Genomic DNA, 15659 nt, shown 5'->3' with positions numbered 1-15659 from the left:
GACGCCGGGCACGGTTGCGTGACAGCTGTAGATGGCGGACGATCGGAGCGATCCATAGGTTTCACGGTGGTTCTTCGTGCTGTTCCCGCATTCTTACGAATGATCGGGTACGGCATCCTTCGTCACCCCGCCCTTCTGGAGGTCCCCGTGCTGGGTCCCGTGATCCTCGCCGCGTCGCGCAGCGACAAGATGCGCCGTTTCGTGTCGGCCGCCCCCGGGACCAAGCAGGTCGTCGCCCGCTTCATCGCGGGTGAGTCGGTCGAGGACGTCGTCCCGATCGTCCAGGAGCTGAGCGACCGCGGTCTGGAGGTCACCCTCGACGTCGTCGGTGAGGACATCACCACCGTTGAGCAGTCGTACGCCGCCCGGGACGCCTACCTGGAGCTCATCGGCCGTCTCAAGGAGCTGGGCCTCGGCGAGCGCGCCGAGATGTCCGTCAAGCTGTCGATGTTCGGCCAGTCCCTGGAGGACGGGCACGAACTGGCCCTCTCCAACGTGCGCCCGGTCGTCGCGGCCGCCGCCGAGATCGGCACGACCGTCACCCTGGACGCCGAGGACCACACCACCCTCGACTCGATGTTCGCCATCCACGAGGAGCTGCGGAAGGACTTCCCGCAGACCGGCTGCGTCATCCAGGCGTACCTCTTCCGCACCGAGGACGACGCCCGCCGCCTCGCCGCCAACGGCTCCCGCGTCCGGATCGTGAAGGGCGCCTACAAGGAGCCCGCCTCCGTCGCCATCCAGGACAGGCCCGGCATCGACAAGGCGTACGTCCGGATCATGAAGATCCTGATGGACGGCGAGGGCTACCCGATGATCGGCTCCCACGACCCGCGCCTCATCTCCATCGGCCAGGAGCTCGCCCGCCGCGCCGGGCGCAAACTGGACGAGTACGAGTTCCAGATGCTGTACGGCATCCGCGGCGAGGAGCAGCACCGCCTCGCCGCCGAGGGACACCGCATGCGCGTGTACACCGCGTACGGCACCGACTGGTACGGCTACTTCATGCGGCGCCTCGCGGAGAAGCCGGCCAACCTCCTCTTCTTCGTCCGCTCCATCCTCACCAAGGGCTGAGCCCACCACCTCTCACAAGGAGTAACGCGACCCATGGACGCTGTCACCCAGGTCCCCGCTCCGGTCAACGAGCCGGTGCACAGCTACGCCCCCGGCTCCCCCGAGCGCCTCCGTCTGGAGACCAAGCTCAAGGAGCTGGCCGAGAACCCGCGCGAGCTGCCGATGACCATCGGCGGCGTCAAGCGCATGGGCGGCGGCGACGAGTTCAAGGTCGTCCAGCCGCACAACCACAAGGCCGTCATCGGCACCTTCCGCGGCGCCACCACGCAGGACGCCCAGGACGCGATCGACGCCGCCCTGGCCGCCGCCCCGGCCTGGCGCGCGATGGCCTTCGACGACCGTGCCGCGATCATCCTGCGCGCCGCCGAGCTGCTCGCCGGCCCGTGGCGCGAGACGCTGGCCGCGTCCACCATGCTCGGCCAGTCGAAGACCGCCCAGCAGGCCGAGATCGACACCCCGTGCGAGCTCGTCGACTTCTGGCGCTTCAACGTGGCGTACGCCCGCCAGATCCTGGCCGAGCAGCCGCCGGCGAACTCGCCCGGCGTGTGGAACCGTCTGGACCACCGCCCGCTCGAGGGCTTCGTCTACGCGATCACGCCGTTCAACTTCACGGCCATCGCGGGCAACCTGCCCACCGCCCCCGCCCTCATGGGCAACGTGGTGGTCTGGAAGCCGTCCCCGACGCAGACCCACTCCGCCGTGCTCCTCATGGAGCTCCTGGAGGAGGCCGGCCTGCCGAAGGGCGTCATCAACCTGGTGACCGGCGACGGCATCGCCGTCTCCGAGGTGGCCCTGAACCACCGCGACCTGGCCGGCATCCACTTCACCGGCTCGACCAAGACCTTCCAGCACCTGTGGAAGACGGTCGGCAACAACATCGAGAACTACCGCTCGTACCCCCGGATCGTCGGCGAGACCGGCGGCAAGGACTTCGTCGTCGCCCACCCGAGCGCCGACCGGGCCATCCTGAAGACCGCGCTGACCCGCGGCTCCTTCGAGTACCAGGGCCAGAAGTGCTCCGCGTCCTCCCGCGCGTACGTCCCGGCGTCCATCTGGAACGACGGCTTCAAGGAGGAGTTCGCGGCCGAGGTCGACGGCATCACCATGGGTGACGTCACCGACCTGTCGAACTTCGTCGGCGCCGTCATCGACGAGCGTTCGTTCGCCAAGAACAAGGCGGCCATCGACCGTGCCGCGGCCGACCCGAGCTGCACGATCATCGCCGGCGGCACGTACGACGACTCGGTGGGCTACTTCGTCCGCCCGACCGTCATCGCCTGCACCGACCCGGAGAACGAGGTCTTCACGACCGAGTACTTCGGCCCGATCCTCGCGGTCCACGTGTACGAGGACGAGAACTACGACGAGATGCTGACCCAGATGGAGTCGGCCTCGGACTACGCCCTCACCGGCGCGGTCATCTCCGGCGACCGCGCGGCCGCCGCGTACACGATGGAGAAGCTCCGCTTCGCCGCGGGCAACTTCTACATCAACGACAAGTCGACCGGCGCCGTCGTCGGCCAGCAGCCCTTCGGCGGCGGCCGCGCCTCGGGCACGAACGACAAGGCCGGCGCCCCGCAGAACCTGATGCGCTGGACGCTGACCCGCGCCATCAAGGAGACGCTGGTCCCGCCGACCGAGTACGGCTACCCGCACATGGGCTGATCCGCCCGCCGCATGAGCGGCCCCTGATCACCGCCCCCCTCCCCGGTCCCCCAAACCGAGGACGGGGGCGGTTCTCATGCGGGGGGCTTACGCTGCTGGGAGGGGGCTCGGTGAGGAGGTACGTCATGCCTGGTTCGACGACCATCGGCCCCGGGCACGGGGTCGACGGGATCGAGCACCTCGACGCGCTGCGGATGATGGCCCTGATGAGGGAGCTGCACCGGCTGCTGACCGGGTCGGGACCCGACCGGATCACGGACGCGCAGATCGCCGCCCTGTGCGGGCGGGAGGGCCCCCAGCGAGAACCCTTCACCGACTGGGTGGCGCGCATGGCCCGCGACCTGGAGAAGGCTACGGCCTGAGGGGGACGCGCCGCGCGAGGAAGTCACCGATCAGCTCGGCGATCCGCGGGGCGTGGGTCTCCAGGGCGAAGTGGCCCGTGGGGAGGAGGTGGATCTCCGCGTCGGGGAGGTCGCGGCTGAAGGCCTCGGCGCCCGCCGGGACGAAGACCTGGTCGCCCTCGCCCCAGACCGCGAGCAGGGGGACCTGGCTCGTGCGGAAGTACTCCTGGAAGGCGGCGTACAGGGCGAAGTTCGAGCCGTAGTCGGCGATGAGGGACAGCTGGATCCCGTCCTGGCCCTCGCGGGCCATCAGGGCGGCGTCGTGGTGCCAGGCGTCGGGGCTGAGGCGGTCGCGGTAGGCGGCGGGGACGCCCGTCTCGTACTGCCAGCGGATGCCGTCGAGCGACCGGATGGCGCGGACCGGGGCCTCCGTCTCGGGGGTGCGGTTCTCGATCAGGGCGAGGACCGGCGCCCAGGCCTCGGCGCCGAGGCCCTCCTCGTAGGCGTTGCCGTTCTGGCTGATGATCGCGGTGACCCGCTCGGGGTGGGCGAGGGCGAGGCGCAGGCCGATGGGGGAGCCGTAGTCCTGGACGTAGACCGCGAACCGCTCCAGGCCCAGCGCCTCGGTGAACTCGACGGTGAGCGCGGCCAGTTCCGCGAACGTGTAGTCGAAGTCGGAGGCCGAGGGAGTGGCGCTGCGGCCGAAGCCGAGGTGGTCGGGGGCGATCAGCCGGTAGTCGTCGGCGAGCAGGGGGATCAGGTCGCGGAACATGTGCGAGCTGGTGGGGAACCCGTGCAGCAGGAGGAGTACGGGGGCGTGGGCCGGGCCTGCCTCGCGGTAGGCGATCTCATGGCCCCGGACGGTGGTGGTGCGGTGGCGAGTCGGCAGCACGGTCATTTGCTCTAACCCCTTATGTGGCAGTAGCTGGTTAGGTGACTCAAGCAGCCTGTTGCTAACCTGTCAATTCCTGATGAGGGGTTAGGTGGGTGTGGGAGTCTGGGCCCATGACCGTGAGGATCGCGCCCACTCATGAACTCGGGGCCGCCCGGCTCCGCTGCGTACGCGAGCTGCTCGACGCCGCCTTCGACGGCGACTTCGGCGACGACGACTGGGACCACACCCTCGGCGGCGTCCACGCCTGGACCGAGGACGAGCGGGGCATCACCGCGCATGGGGCCGTCGTGATGCGCCGCGCCCTCCACCGCGGCCGCTCCTACCGCGTCGGATACGTCGAAGGGGTCGCCGTCCGCGCCGACCGCAGGCGGCAGGGGCTCGGCGGGGCCGTGATGGCCGAGCTGGAGCGGGTCATCGACGGGGCGTACCTCTTCGGGGCGCTCGGCGCCTCGGACGACGGGGCCGCGCTCTACCGGGCGCGCGGCTGGCAGGTCTGGGAGGGGCGCCTGGAGGCCATGGGGCCCGAGGGGGTCGTCCGGCTCGCGGAGGAGGAGGGGTACGTGTATCTGCGGCCGGCGGCCGGCCGGACGCTGCCCGATCCCGCCGCCGCCCTCGTCTTCGACTGGCGGGACGGCGACGTGATGTGAGGGAGCGTCAGGGAGTGGGCGGGTTCTCCGTCGTGCGTCCCTTGGCCGACTCCAGGTGCGAGGTGTACAGGGCGGAGAACATGGAGGCGAGGGCGATGGAGATCGCGAGTCCGCCCATGCCGAGCGTCCCCATGAAGCACGCCGTCATCGCGCCGCCGACCAGTACGAGCCACACCGCGAGCGCCGCCTTGCCGCGCCGGCTCAGGAACAGCCACCGGTACGGGGCGGCCGGCGGGGCCTCCAGGGTGCCCGCAGGACCCGCCGTCGCCGCGCGCGGCCGCTTGAAGTAGCCGTACACCAGCCACTCGCCGCACAGCTCCCAGCCCTCGGGCTCAAGCTCGGCCAGGACCTTCGCGCGGCGCCGGGCTCCGATGACCTCCCGGCGGTACTCCCAGCGCAGTGCGGCCCCCTGCGCCCGGCGGCAGACGAACCGGCCGAGCGCGTCGAGCGACTCCACCTCCCAGCCCTGGTCGCCGTGGACGGCGAGCATCCGGCGGTCGTTGAAGAGGTCGGCGGTCCAGGTCCAGGTCTCCGCCCGCTCGTCCGGTTCGCCGGGCGCCGGGGCGAGCCCGCCGAGCCGTGCGGCGAACTCGTCGGCGGGTCCGAACTCCTCCCGCGGGTCCGTCCCGGTCTCGGCCAGATGGGCGCGGAGGTCCTCGACGGTGGCGGTGATCTGCGCGTCCGGTACGCCGGCGGCCCGCAGCGCGCCGGAGAGCTGGGTGAAGTAGGCGTCGGTGGTCATGGTGTCGTCCCCCCTGGGCTGAGCATGGTCCGTACGGTGTGGTGGAAGTCCAGCCAGGCGCCGCTCTCGGCGGCGAGTAGCTCGCGGCCGGGTTCGGTGAGCCGGTAGTAGCGGCGTCCCGGGCCGCGCTCGCCGGCGCGGAACTCGGCCTCCACCAGGCCGCCTTCCTCCAGGCGGTTCAGGACGGGATAGAGCGTCCCGCCCTTGATCTCGCCGAGTCCCGCCTCGGCGAGGGCCTTGGCGATCTCGTACCCGTAGCTCTCGCCGTCGGTCAGGCGGGAGAGGACGAGCAGGTCGAGGACTCCCTTGAGCCAACTGGATCTGCGGTCTGCGGCCATGGGTGCATTGGATCACCAACTAGATAGGAATGCAAACTAGATAGGTACGCCTGAGGGAAGGCTTCGTCTCAGATAGTAGGAAGTCCGAGTAACTGTGGAGACAGATGCGGCCGGCTGTCCTAGCTTTGTAGGAGCCGAACGTCTCGCTCCATCAGCGAATGGCGGCCGAGAGCGCGATGCCCTGTGCAGGCAACCCCTGCGGCGGCGCTCCCCGCCCCTTCCGGCGCCTTCGATCACCACTGATCTCAAGGAGTCGATCCCTCATGGCCGCTCAGACCGCCCGCCGCGTCCGTCACTCCGCCAACCGCCCCAGCGACGAGGCCCGCCAGAACGCCGCCGCCGCCCTCCAGCGCGCCCTCGACCGCCGTGACAACGGCGGCTCCACCGGCCACTGACACCGACCCCGGCCGCTGACACGCGCTGTTCCCGTCCGGCATGGCGGTTCGTCCACATGGTGGACGACGCGTGTCAGACGATGGGACGAAGAGTAGGGTGCCGACATGTCTCACAGCATCAATCTCGCAGTCATTCCCGGCGACGGCATCGGCCAGGAGGTCGTGGCCGAGGGCCTCAAGATCCTCGCGGCCGTCCTTCCCCAGGACGTGAAGCTGGAGACCGAGGAGTACGACTTCGGCGCCAAGCGCTACCACGCCACCGGTGAGACCCTCACCGACGCCGACCTCGACTCCCTCAAGAAGCACGACGCCATCCTGCTGGGCGCCATCGGCGACCCGTCGGTGCCCTCCGGCGTCCTGGAGCGCGGCTTCCTCCTGAAGCTCCGCTTCGCCTTCGACCACCACGTGAACCTGCGTCCCTCGAAGCTGCTCCCCGGCGTCGCGACCCCGCTCGCCGGGCAGCCCGAGATCGACTTCGTCGTGGTCCGCGAGGGCACCGAGGGCCCGTACACCGGCAACGGCGGCACCATCCGCAAGGGCACCCCGCACGAGGTCGCCACCGAGGTGTCGGTCAACACCGCCTTCGGCGTGGAGCGAGTCGTCCGGGACGCCTTCGCCCGCGCCCAGGCCCGCCCGCGCAAGAAGCTGACGCTGGTCCACAAGAACAACGTGCTGACCTTCGCCGGCCACCTCTGGACGAACATCTTCGAGAAGGTCGCCCAGGAGTTCCCCGAGGTCACCACCGACTACCTGCACGTCGACGCCGCGACGATCTTCCTCGTCACCGACCCGGCCCGCTTCGACGTGATCGTCACCGACAACCTCTTCGGCGACATCATCACCGACCTCGCCGCTGCCGTCTCCGGCGGCATCGGCGTCGCCGCCTCCGGCAACATCAACCCGAGCGGCGACTTCCCGTCGATGTTCGAGCCGGTCCACGGCTCCGCGCCGGACATCGCGGGTCAGGGCAAGGCCGACCCCACGGCCACCGTCCTCTCCGTCGCCCTCCTGCTGCGCCACCTCGGCTACGAGACCGAGGCCGCCCGGGTCGAGAAGGCCGTCGCGGCCGACCTCACCGAGCGTGGCAGCACCGTCCGCACCACGGACGAGATCGGCGACGCGCTCGCCGCGCGAGTAGCGAGCTGACCCGCGCCGACTGACTTTGACAGCAGCCGCCGGGTCGCACCTGCACCCGGCGGCTGTACCTGTGCGGTCGCCGGGTGCCACCATCGAACCCTGGACCGCGTTCACCCGTTTCGTACACCGGTCCCCGCGAGCGATAATCGGACGTGGGGCCGCGCGCGCGGGCATGCTCGGACGTCCACACAGTCATGGACCTCGGTCGATGACCGAGGCGTGAGCGCGGTCCTCCCCACACAACCGGTGAAGGACACGCACTCATGACGACGCCCACGATCGAGCTCAAGCCCTCCTCCAGCCCGCTGTCCGACGCGGAGCGCGAAGCGATCCTGGCGAACCCGGGATTCGGCCGCCACTTCACCGACCACATGGTCACCATCCGGTGGACCGAGGGCCGTGGGTGGCACGACGGACAGCTCGTGCCGTACGGCCCGCTGCAGCTGGACCCGGCGACGAACGTCCTGCACTACGCGCAGGAGATCTTCGAGGGCCTCAAGGCCTACCGCCGCCCCGACGGCTCGGTCGCCAGCTTCCGCCCGGACGCCAACGCGCGCCGCTTCCAGACCTCCGCCCGCCGTCTCGCCATGCCGGAACTGCCCGTCGAGACCTTCGTCAAGGCCTGTGACGTGCTCGTCCAGCAGGACAAGGCGTGGGTCCCGGAGCACGGCGGCGAGGCCTCGCTCTACCTGCGCCCGTTCATGATCGCGACCGAGGTCGGCCTCGGGGTCCGCCCGGCCAACGAGTACCTCTTCGTGGTCATCGCCTCCCCGGCCGGCCCGTACTTCCCCGGCGGCGTGAAGCCCGTCTCCATCTGGCTCTCCGAGAACCGCGTCCGCGCGGTCCCCGGCGGCATGGGCGACGCCAAGACCGGCGGCAACTACGCGGCCTCGCTGCTCGCGCAGGCCGAGGCCATCGAGAAGGGCTGCGACCAGGTCGCCTACCTCGACGCCGTGGAGCACAAGTGGGTCGAGGAACTCGGCGGCATGAACCTGTACTTCGTGTACGGGGCTGAGGCCAACCAGAAGCCCAAGCTCGTCACCCCGACGCTCACCGGTTCGCTGCTCGCCGGCATCACCCGTGACTCGCTGCTCAAGCTGGCGGCGGACCTCGGTCTTGAGCCGGTGGAGGGCCGCGTCTCCATCGACCAGTGGCAGACCGACACCGAGAACGGCACCCTGACCGAGGTCTTCGCCTGCGGCACCGCCGCCGTCATCACCCCGGTCGGCACGGTCAAGTCCGAGCGGGGCGAGTGGCAGCAGTCGGGCGGCGAGCCCGGCGAGGTCACGATGAAGCTGCGCGAGGCGCTGCTCGCCGTCCAGACCGGCAAGGCCGAGGACGTCCACGGCTGGATGCACGAACTGGGCTAGTCGCTCACTCCGCTGGAGCCAGGGCTTCCGGGGCCGTCACGGTCCCGGGAGCCCTGTTCGGCGTCAGTACGGCGTACAGCGCGCCGCCCACGACCGCCGACACCACGAAGCTGCAGTCGATCCCGCCCGTCAGGGCGAGCAGCGGCCCCTCGTAGAGGGGTGTCGACACCGAGGCCAGGCCGGCCGCCGCGCCGATCGCCCAGGAGGCGGTGGCGCGCGGGTGCCAGCCCGCCGCGTACCAGTAGATCCCGCCGCGCGCACGGCGGTTGTAGACCTGGAGGGCCTCCGGGTCGTACGTCCCGCCGCACCGGGCGTGGCCGATCAGCGTGATCACCGCCCAGGGCGTGCCGATGGCAGTGAGCAGCAGGACGAACGAGGTCATCGCCGTCTGCGCGTCCGAGGCGAAGTGGCCGAGGAAGACGAAGGCGGTCGCCACCACCGCGACCACCAGGGTGGCACGCGCGCGCGTGGCCCTCGGCAGGATGGCGTCCAGGTCGAGCCCCATGGAGTACAGCATCAGACCGGCGTTGCCGACGGATCCCGCCGTGGCCGCGATGAGCAGCGGGACCAGGTACCAGGCGGGGGAGGCGGCGACGAGCGGCCCCGCGTAGTCGAGCGCCCCGCGGGAGGCGAGCGCCGTGAACGTACCGAAGAGCTGGGGGATCAGCAGCCCGACGACCAGGCCGAGACAGGTGGCCCGCCAGACCTTCGCGGGGCTGTGCCGCTCGGGGGAGACGTACCGGGTGTAGTCGCCGAGCAGGGTGATGAAGGCGACCGGTCCGCTGAGTCCGGCGGCCACCGCGGAGAGCAGCCAGGTCGGCCAGAAGGAGCCGAGCAGGTACGGGGTGTCCGGGACCGCCGCCGCCGTGAAGTCGCCGGCGTAGGCGAAGAGGCCCACGGCGAGGAGGACGGTCATGCCGACGGCGAGGGCCTTGCTCAGCTTGAGCAGCAGCCGGTAGCCGTACACCGCGGCGACCACCGTGCAGGCGGCGAGCAGCGCGTAGACGGCGGCGTGGGTGGCGCCGCCGGTCGGCAGGCCGACCAGGCGGGCGAGCGTGCCCACCATCACGTCCCCGCCGATCCACAGGGTCAGCGCGGTGTAGCCGAGCGAGAGCAGCAGCCCGACCACCGAGCCGACGAGCCGTCCGCGGACGCCGAAGAAGGCGCCGGACGAGGTGGAGAGGTTGGTCGCGGTACGGAGTGACACCAGCGCGAGCGGCGCGGTGACGGCGACGCCGACGAGGGTGCCGACGAGGACCGAGGTCACCGAGCCCCACAGGTCGAGGCCGAAGGAGACGGGGAGCCAGCCGAAGACGATCACCCCCAGGCAGAGGTTGGATCCGAGCAGGATCGCGACGAGATCGCGGGGGTTGCTGGTGCGTTCGGCCTCGGGGATGGTGTCGACTCCGCGCTGTTCTATCGGCATGGGGTCTCCTGGGGACGGGAGCGGGGGACGTTTTAGAGTGGCGCTCAATGTGACCTGTGGTCGTACCTCGCGTCAATGCTTGGAACCGAGCGTCTCAGCATTTAGAGTGTCGCTCAAACAGGAGGTGTTTCGGACGTGCGACTGACCCCCACGGAACGCGACCGGCTGCTGCTCTTCGGAGCCGCCGAGCTCGCCCGTGCCCGCCGGGCCCGGGGCCTGCGGCTCAATGTCCCCGAGGCGACCGCGCTCATCGCGGACACGGTCTGCGAGGCGGCCCGCGACGGCAAGCGACTCGCCGAGGCGATCGAGGCCGCCCGCTCGGTCCTCGGCCCCGACGACGTGCTCCCCGGCGTCGCCGACGTGGTGACCGAGATCCATGTCGAGGCGGTGTTCGACGACGGCTCGCGGCTCGCGGTCGTCTCCGACCCGATCGGAGGCGGCGGCCTGGGAGAGGCCGCGCCCGGCGCGCTGCTGCCGGGCCCCGGGCACCCGGAGGCCGAGCCCGTGCTCACCCTCCCCGTGCGGAACACGGCCACCGTCCCGGTGAGCGTCACCTCCCACTTCCACTTCTTCGAGGTCAACCCGCGCCTCGACTTCGACCGCGCCGCCGCCTACGGCATGCGGCTCGCCATCCCGGCCGGCGCCTCCTTCCGCTTCGACCCGGGCGGCGCCGCCGAGGTCGGGCTCGTGCCGATCGGCGGCGCCCGCGTCGCCATCGGCTTCGCGGGCCTGGTCGACGGCCCGCTGGACGCGCCCGGCGTGCGGGAAGAGGCCCTGCGCAGGGCGAGGGCATGCGGCTACCTGGGAATCGAGGACGACTGATGGACCCGTACGAGTACGCATCCGTGCACGGCCCGCGCGCCGGCGACCGAGTCGTCCTCGGCGACTCCGGGCTCGTCGTCCGGGTCGAGTCGGACTCCCAGAAGCCCGGTGACGAGTTCCTGGCGGGCTTCGGCAAGACGGCCCGCGACGGACTGCACCTGAAGGCCGCCGCCGTCCGTGAGACCTGCGACGTCGTCATCAGCAACGTCCTGGTGATCGACGCCGTCCTGGGCATCCGCAAGGTGTCCATCGGCATCCGCGAGGGCCGGATCCACGCGATCGGGCGGGCCGGCAACCCCGACACCCTCGACGGCGTCGACGTCGTCGTCGGCACCGGCACCTCGATCGTCTCCGGCGAGGGCCTCATCGCCACCGCGGGAGCCGTCGACACCCACGTCCACCTGCTCTCGCCCCGGATCCTGGAGGCCTCGCTCGCCAGCGGCGTCACCACCGTCATCGGGCAGGAGTTCGGCCCGGTGTGGGGCGTCGGCGTCAACTCGCCCTGGGCCCTGCGCCACGCCTTCAACTCCTTCGACGCCTGGCCCGTCAACATCGGCTTCCTGGCCCGGGGCTCGTCCTCCGACCCGGCGCCGCTGGTCGAGGCGCTCGCCGAGGGCGGGGCCTCCGGCTTCAAGGTCCACGAGGACATGGGCGCCCACACCCGCGCCCTCGACACCGCGCTCCGGGTCGCCGATGAGCACGACGTGCAGGTCGCCCTCCACAGCGACGGCCTCAACGAGTGCCTGTCCGTGGAGGACACCCTCAGCGTCCTGGCGGGCCGTACGATCCACGCCTTCCACATCGAGGGCTGCGGCGGCGGACACGTACCCAACGTCCTCAAGATGGCGGGCGTGCCGAACGTCATCGGCTCCTCCACCAACCCCACCCTGCCCTTCGGCCGCGACGCGGTCGCCGAGCACTACGGGATGATCGTCTCCGTCCACGACCTGAAGACCGACCTCCCCGGTGACGCCGCCATGGCGCGCGACCGGATCCGGGCCGGGACGATGGGCGCGGAGGACGTCCTGCACGACCTCGGCGCGATCGGGATCACCTCCTCCGACGCGCAGGGGATGGGAAGGGCCGGCGAGACCGTACGCCGGACCTTCGCCATGGCCGGGAAGATGAAGGCCGAGCTCGGACCCATGGAGGGCGACGGCGCGCACGACGACAACGCGCGCGTGCTGCGCTACCTGGCCAAGCTCACCATCAACCCGGCGATCGCCCACGGCCTCGCCCACGAGATCGGTTCGATCGAGGCCGGGAAGCTGGCCGACATCGTGCTGTGGCGGCCGGAGTACTTCGGTGCCAAGCCGCAGCTGGTGCTCAAGTCCGGCTTCCCCGCGTGGGGGGTCGTGGGCGATCCCAACGCCGCCACCGACACCTGCGAACCGCTCGTCCTCGGGCCGCTGTTCGGCGGGCACGGCGCCACGGCCGCCGACCTCTCGGTCGCGTTCGTCGCCCAGGCCGCCGTCGACCTCGGCGCCGACAAGATGCCGACCCGGCGCCGCCGCGTCGCCGTGCGCGGCACCCGCGGCATCGGCCCCGCGGACCTGCTCCTCAACTCCCGGGTCGGAGACGTCCAGGTCGACGACCGTACGGGTCTCGTCTCCCTCGACGGCTCGCCGATCCGCTCGGAAGCGGTCGACTCCGTCTCCCTCAACCGCCTCTACTTCCTCTGATTCCTCTGCATACTCCTAGGACTCCTCGATGACCTACCGCATGCCCGCCGAGTGGATGCCGCACGAGCGCACCTGGATGGCCTGGCCCAGCCCCAACCCCACCTTCACGAACGAGGACGAACTCGCCGAGGCCCGCGAAGCCTGGGCGTCGGTGGCCCGTGCCGTCCGCCGCTTCGAGCCGGTCACCCTGGTCGTCGCCCCCGGCGACGCCGAGTCGGCCCGCGCCCTCGTCGGCCCCGACGTCGACCTGGTCGAGCGGGACCTCGACGACGCCTGGATGCGGGACATCGGCCCCACCTTCGTCACGAACGGCACCGAACTCGCCGCCGTGGACTGGGTGTTCAACGGCTGGGGCGCCCAGGACTGGGCCCGCTGGGAGCACGACTCCAAGATCGCCCGCCATGTCGCGGACCTCGCGGAGGTCCCCGTACTGTCGTCCTCCCTCGTCAACGAGGGCGGCGCGATCCACGTCGACGGCGAGGGCACGGTCCTCCTCACCGACACCGTGCAGCTCGGCGCCGGCCGCAACCCCGAGTGGACCCGCGAGCAGGTCGAGGCCGAGATCCACGCCAAGCTCGGCACGACGAAGGCGATCTGGCTCCCCAACGGCCTCACCGGCGACTACGGCCTCTACGGCACCCAGGGCCACGTCGACATCGTCGCCGCCTTCGCCCGCCCCGGCACGGTCCTCGTCCACAGCCAGCAGAACCCGGCCCACCCCGACTACGAGCGCTCCCGGATGTACGTGAACATCCTCCGCGGGCAGACCGACGCCCAGGGCCGCCCCCTCGAAGTCGTCGAGATCCCCGCCCCGACCGTCCTCAAGGACGAGGAGGGCGACTGGGTCGACTACTCCTACATCAACCACTACCTGTGCAACGACGGCGTGGTCCTCTGCGCCTTCGACGACCCCCACGACGAGCTCGCCGCGGAGATCTTCCGCCGCCTCTTCCCCGAGCGCGAGGTCGTCCTCGTCGACGCGCGGGCGATCTTCGCAGGTGGGGGCGGCATCCACTGCATCACCCAGCAGCAGCCGAGGGTCTGAGCCGCGGCGGGCATGCGGTAGAACGTACGAGTGAGTCAGAGCAGCAGCCCCGTGCCCCCCAGCCGCCGGCGCAACCAGGCCGCCCCGCCCCGCGAGGACGTACTCGCCGCCGCCATGGGCACGATCGCCGAGCGGGGGCTCGACGGGCTGACCATGGCCGGCCTGGGGCGGCAGGTCGGGATGAGCAGTGGGCACCTCCTCTACTACTTCCGCACCAAGGACGAGCTGCTGCTCCGGACGCTGGAGTGGAGCGAGGGGCGGCTCGGGGCCGAGCGGAGCGCGCTGCTCTCCGGCCCCGGGACCGCGCGCGAGCGGCTCGACGGGTACGTCGACGTGTACGTGCCCGAGGGGCCGCGCGACCCGCACTGGACGCTGTGGCTGGAGGTCTGGAACCGCTCGCAGAACGCCGACGCCGACGCCCGGGCCCGGCAGGCCGCCATCGAGGGCGCCTGGCACCGGGACCTGGTCGCGATCCTCGCCGAGGGGGTCTCGCGCGGGGAGTTCAGGCCGGTCGACCCCGACCGGTTCGCGGCCCGGATGCGGGCCCTCCTCGACGGCTTCAGCGTGCACGTCGCCGTCGGCATCCCGGGCACCGGGCGGGAGCAAGTCATCGCCCACGTGCGGGAGTTCATCAGCGAAACCCTGATCTCGCGACCGTAACGCACGCAAGTACTCCCGATCGTTGCCCGTGGTGGCCTTGTGAGGCGTGGAGCGGGTCCGGCACGGTTCCGGACCATGGGACGAGAGCACTGGAAGAAGATCTGGGTGGGTTCGGCCGGCAACATGGTCGAGTGGTTCGACTGGTTCGTCTACGCGAGCTTCGCCACCTACTTCGCGGGGGCCTTCTTCCCCGAGGGCAACGACACCGCCAAACTCATGAACACCGCCGGCATCTTCGCCGTCGGCTTCTTCATGCGGCCCGTCGGCGGCTGGCTCCTCGGCCGGGTCGGCGACCGCAAGGGGCGCAAGGCCGCCCTCACCCTCACCGTCACCCTCATGTCCGCCTCCGCGCTGCTCATCGCGGTCGCCCCCACCTACGCCGTCGCCGGATACGGCGGCGCCGCCGTCCTCCTGGTCGCCCGCCTCCTCCAGGGGCTCTCCGTCGGCGGCGAGTACGCGGCCAGCGCCACCTACCTCACCGAGGCCTCGGCCCCGCAGCACCGCGGCTTCGCCTCCAGCTTCCAGTACGTGTCGATGACCGCCGGCCAGATCCTCGGACTCGGCCTGCTGCTCGTCCTCCAACACACCCTGTCCGACGAGGCCCTGCACAGCTGGGGCTGGCGCATCCCCTTCGTCATCGGCGCCCTCGGCGCGGCCGTCGTCTTCTACCTGCGCCGCACCATGCTGGAGACCGAGGTGTACGAGGAGTCCGCCGACGGCGCCGTCGCGGGCGACCAGAAGGGCACCCTCACGGCCCTCTGGGCGCACCGGCGCGAGGCCTTCCTCGTCGTCGCGCTCACCATGGGCGGGACCGTGGCCTACTACACGTACACCACCTACCTCACCAAGTACCTCTCCAACTCCGCCGGGCTCCCCAAGCAGACCGCGACCCTGGTCTCCTTCTGCGCCCTGATCGTCTTCGCCTGCCTCCAGCCGCTGGCCGGGGCGCTCTCCGACCGGATCGGCCGCCGCCCGCTCCTCATCACCTTCGCCGTCGGATCCACGCTGCTCACCGTGCCGATCATGACGATGCTGCGGCACGCGGGCTCCTTCTGGCCCGCCCTCGGCCTCTCCCTCCTCGCGCTCGTCGTCATCACCGGCTACACCTCGATCAACGCCTGCGTGAAGGCCGAGCTCTTCCCCACCGGCATCCGGGCCCTCGGCGTCGCCCTGCCGTACGCCGTCGCCAACGCCCTCTTCGGCGGCACCGCCGAGTACGTGGCCCTCTGGTTCAAGGACGCCGGCATCGAGTCGGGCTTCTTCTGGTACGTGGCGGGCTGCGCGGCCGTCTCCCTGATCGTCTACCTCACGATGCGGGAGACCCGTGACATCGACCTCGGCCGGGTGGGCCGGGCGGAGAGGCCAGAAGGGGCCGGCGAACAGGAGAAGGCGTCGGCCCCCGCCGTCTGACCCGTCCCGT

16 protein-coding genes are annotated in these 15659 nt (G+C 71.0%); 12 read left to right on the top strand and 4 right to left on the bottom strand.

Annotated elements, in window-relative coordinates; translation table 11 throughout:
* Nucleotides 1–147: 147 nt before the first annotated feature.
* The 3 genes from ABT034_RS14900 to ABT034_RS14890 all read left to right on the top strand — a co-directional run bounded on the left by ABT034_RS14900 (nt 148) and on the right by ABT034_RS14890 (nt 3101).
* Nucleotides 148–1074 (top strand): proline dehydrogenase family protein, encoded by a 927-nt coding sequence (locus ABT034_RS14900; RefSeq protein ID WP_351215001.1) that lies wholly within the window; start codon nt 148–150, stop codon nt 1072–1074.
* A 33-nt stretch (nt 1075–1107) separates the two neighbouring features.
* Nucleotides 1108–2739: an L-glutamate gamma-semialdehyde dehydrogenase gene (gene pruA, locus ABT034_RS14895; RefSeq protein WP_351214999.1), complete on the top strand. Its 1632-nt coding sequence runs from the start codon at nt 1108–1110 to the stop codon at nt 2737–2739.
* Between the two features lie 125 nt (nt 2740–2864).
* Nucleotides 2865–3101, top strand: a complete 237-nt coding sequence (locus tag ABT034_RS14890) for a hypothetical protein (protein WP_351214997.1) — start codon at nt 2865–2867, stop codon at nt 3099–3101.
* On the opposite strand, the gene ABT034_RS14885 is transcribed toward ABT034_RS14890, so the two are convergent.
* On the bottom strand, nt 3091–3978 hold the full coding sequence (locus ABT034_RS14885) for an alpha/beta fold hydrolase (RefSeq protein WP_351214995.1): 888 nt from the start codon (nt 3976–3978) through the stop codon (nt 3091–3093). The two genes, ABT034_RS14890 and ABT034_RS14885, sit on opposite strands and share 11 nt — an antisense overlap.
* Before the next feature lie 107 nt (nt 3979–4085).
* Between ABT034_RS14885 and ABT034_RS14880 the strand changes: the two genes are divergently transcribed.
* Nucleotides 4086–4622, top strand: coding sequence for a GNAT family N-acetyltransferase (locus ABT034_RS14880; RefSeq protein WP_351214993.1), 537 nt, complete (start codon nt 4086–4088; stop codon nt 4620–4622).
* Nucleotides 4623–4629: 7 nt separating this feature from the next.
* Here the strand turns inward: ABT034_RS14880 and ABT034_RS14875 are convergent, their stop codons facing one another.
* Nucleotides 4630–5364, bottom strand: a complete 735-nt coding sequence (locus ABT034_RS14875; RefSeq protein WP_351214991.1) for a hypothetical protein — start codon at nt 5362–5364, stop codon at nt 4630–4632.
* Nucleotides 5361–5702, bottom strand: a complete 342-nt coding sequence (locus ABT034_RS14870; protein ID WP_351214989.1) for a PadR family transcriptional regulator — start codon at nt 5700–5702, stop codon at nt 5361–5363. The genes ABT034_RS14875 and ABT034_RS14870 overlap by 4 nt, the downstream gene beginning before the upstream one ends.
* A 263-nt stretch (nt 5703–5965) precedes the next feature.
* On the opposite strand from ABT034_RS14870, the gene ABT034_RS14865 reads away from it, so the two are divergent.
* The 3 genes from ABT034_RS14865 (at nt 5966) to ABT034_RS14855 (ending at nt 8604) form a co-directional block, all read left to right on the top strand.
* Nucleotides 5966–6097: a hypothetical protein gene (locus tag ABT034_RS14865; RefSeq protein ID WP_256341282.1), complete on the top strand. Its 132-nt coding sequence runs from the start codon at nt 5966–5968 to the stop codon at nt 6095–6097.
* Between the two features lie 105 nt (nt 6098–6202).
* Entirely contained in the window at nt 6203–7243 is a 1041-nt protein-coding gene (locus ABT034_RS14860) for a 3-isopropylmalate dehydrogenase (RefSeq protein ID WP_351214986.1), read from the top strand.
* A 254-nt stretch (nt 7244–7497) separates the two neighbouring features.
* Nucleotides 7498–8604 carry a branched-chain amino acid aminotransferase gene (locus ABT034_RS14855; protein WP_351214984.1) on the top strand — a complete coding sequence of 369 codons (1107 nt, stop codon included), beginning with the start codon at nt 7498–7500 and terminating at the stop codon, nt 8602–8604.
* A 4-nt stretch (nt 8605–8608) separates the two neighbouring features.
* Here the strand turns inward: ABT034_RS14855 and ABT034_RS14850 are convergent, their stop codons facing one another.
* On the bottom strand, nt 8609–10030 hold the full coding sequence (locus tag ABT034_RS14850) for a cytosine permease (RefSeq protein ID WP_351214982.1): 1422 nt from the start codon (nt 10028–10030) through the stop codon (nt 8609–8611).
* A gap of 135 nt (nt 10031–10165) precedes the next feature.
* Here ABT034_RS14850 and ureA point away from each other — a divergent pair, with 135 nt between their 5' ends.
* From ureA to ABT034_RS14825, 5 genes are all read left to right on the top strand, one after another.
* Nucleotides 10166–10852, top strand: a complete 687-nt coding sequence (gene ureA / locus ABT034_RS14845) for an urease subunit gamma (protein WP_351214980.1) — start codon at nt 10166–10168, stop codon at nt 10850–10852.
* Nucleotides 10852–12534, top strand: coding sequence for an urease subunit alpha (locus ABT034_RS14840; RefSeq protein WP_351214978.1), 1683 nt, complete (start codon nt 10852–10854; stop codon nt 12532–12534). Before ureA ends, ABT034_RS14840 begins: the two co-directional genes overlap by 1 nt.
* A gap of 28 nt (nt 12535–12562) precedes the next feature.
* Nucleotides 12563–13579, top strand: a complete 1017-nt coding sequence (locus ABT034_RS14835; RefSeq protein WP_351214976.1) for an agmatine deiminase family protein — start codon at nt 12563–12565, stop codon at nt 13577–13579.
* 114 nt (nt 13580–13693) lie between these two features.
* Complete coding sequence (locus ABT034_RS14830) at nt 13694–14239, top strand: TetR/AcrR family transcriptional regulator (protein ID WP_351215046.1); 546 nt, start codon at nt 13694–13696, stop codon at nt 14237–14239.
* A 75-nt stretch (nt 14240–14314) separates the two neighbouring features.
* Entirely contained in the window at nt 14315–15649 is a 1335-nt protein-coding gene (locus ABT034_RS14825; RefSeq protein ID WP_351214974.1) for an MFS transporter, read from the top strand.
* Nucleotides 15650–15659 lie beyond the last annotated feature (10 nt).

It is taken from the genome of Streptomyces sp. NPDC002773 (assembly GCF_040295605.1).
In the GTDB taxonomy this organism is placed as follows: domain Bacteria; phylum Actinomycetota; class Actinomycetes; order Streptomycetales; family Streptomycetaceae; genus Streptomyces.
The sequence above is the reverse complement of the archived record's forward strand: the minus strand, read 5'-3'. Positions and strand labels throughout refer to the sequence as shown.

Coding starts and splice junctions, on each gene's coding strand:
- ABT034_RS14875 (WP_351214991.1), bottom strand. CDS start 5,364: ATGACCACCGACGCCTACTTCACCCAGCTCTCCGGCGCGCTGCGGGCC.
- ABT034_RS14850 (WP_351214982.1), bottom strand. CDS start 10,030: ATGCCGATAGAACAGCGCGGAGTCGACACCATCCCCGAGGCCGAACGC.
- pruA (WP_351214999.1), top strand. CDS start 1,108: ATGGACGCTGTCACCCAGGTCCCCGCTCCGGTCAACGAGCCGGTGCAC.
- ABT034_RS14870 (WP_351214989.1), bottom strand. CDS start 5,702: ATGGCCGCAGACCGCAGATCCAGTTGGCTCAAGGGAGTCCTCGACCTG.
- ABT034_RS14890 (WP_351214997.1), top strand. CDS start 2,865: ATGCCTGGTTCGACGACCATCGGCCCCGGGCACGGGGTCGACGGGATC.
- ABT034_RS14840 (WP_351214978.1), top strand. CDS start 10,852: ATGGACCCGTACGAGTACGCATCCGTGCACGGCCCGCGCGCCGGCGAC.
- ABT034_RS14835 (WP_351214976.1), top strand. CDS start 12,563: ATGACCTACCGCATGCCCGCCGAGTGGATGCCGCACGAGCGCACCTGG.
- ABT034_RS14855 (WP_351214984.1), top strand. CDS start 7,498: ATGACGACGCCCACGATCGAGCTCAAGCCCTCCTCCAGCCCGCTGTCC.
- ABT034_RS14860 (WP_351214986.1), top strand. CDS start 6,203: ATGTCTCACAGCATCAATCTCGCAGTCATTCCCGGCGACGGCATCGGC.
- ABT034_RS14825 (WP_351214974.1), top strand. CDS start 14,315: ATGGGACGAGAGCACTGGAAGAAGATCTGGGTGGGTTCGGCCGGCAAC.
- ABT034_RS14880 (WP_351214993.1), top strand. CDS start 4,086: ATGACCGTGAGGATCGCGCCCACTCATGAACTCGGGGCCGCCCGGCTC.
- ABT034_RS14865 (WP_256341282.1), top strand. CDS start 5,966: ATGGCCGCTCAGACCGCCCGCCGCGTCCGTCACTCCGCCAACCGCCCC.
- ABT034_RS14830 (WP_351215046.1), top strand. CDS start 13,694: ATGGGCACGATCGCCGAGCGGGGGCTCGACGGGCTGACCATGGCCGGC.
- ABT034_RS14885 (WP_351214995.1), bottom strand. CDS start 3,978: ATGACCGTGCTGCCGACTCGCCACCGCACCACCACCGTCCGGGGCCAT.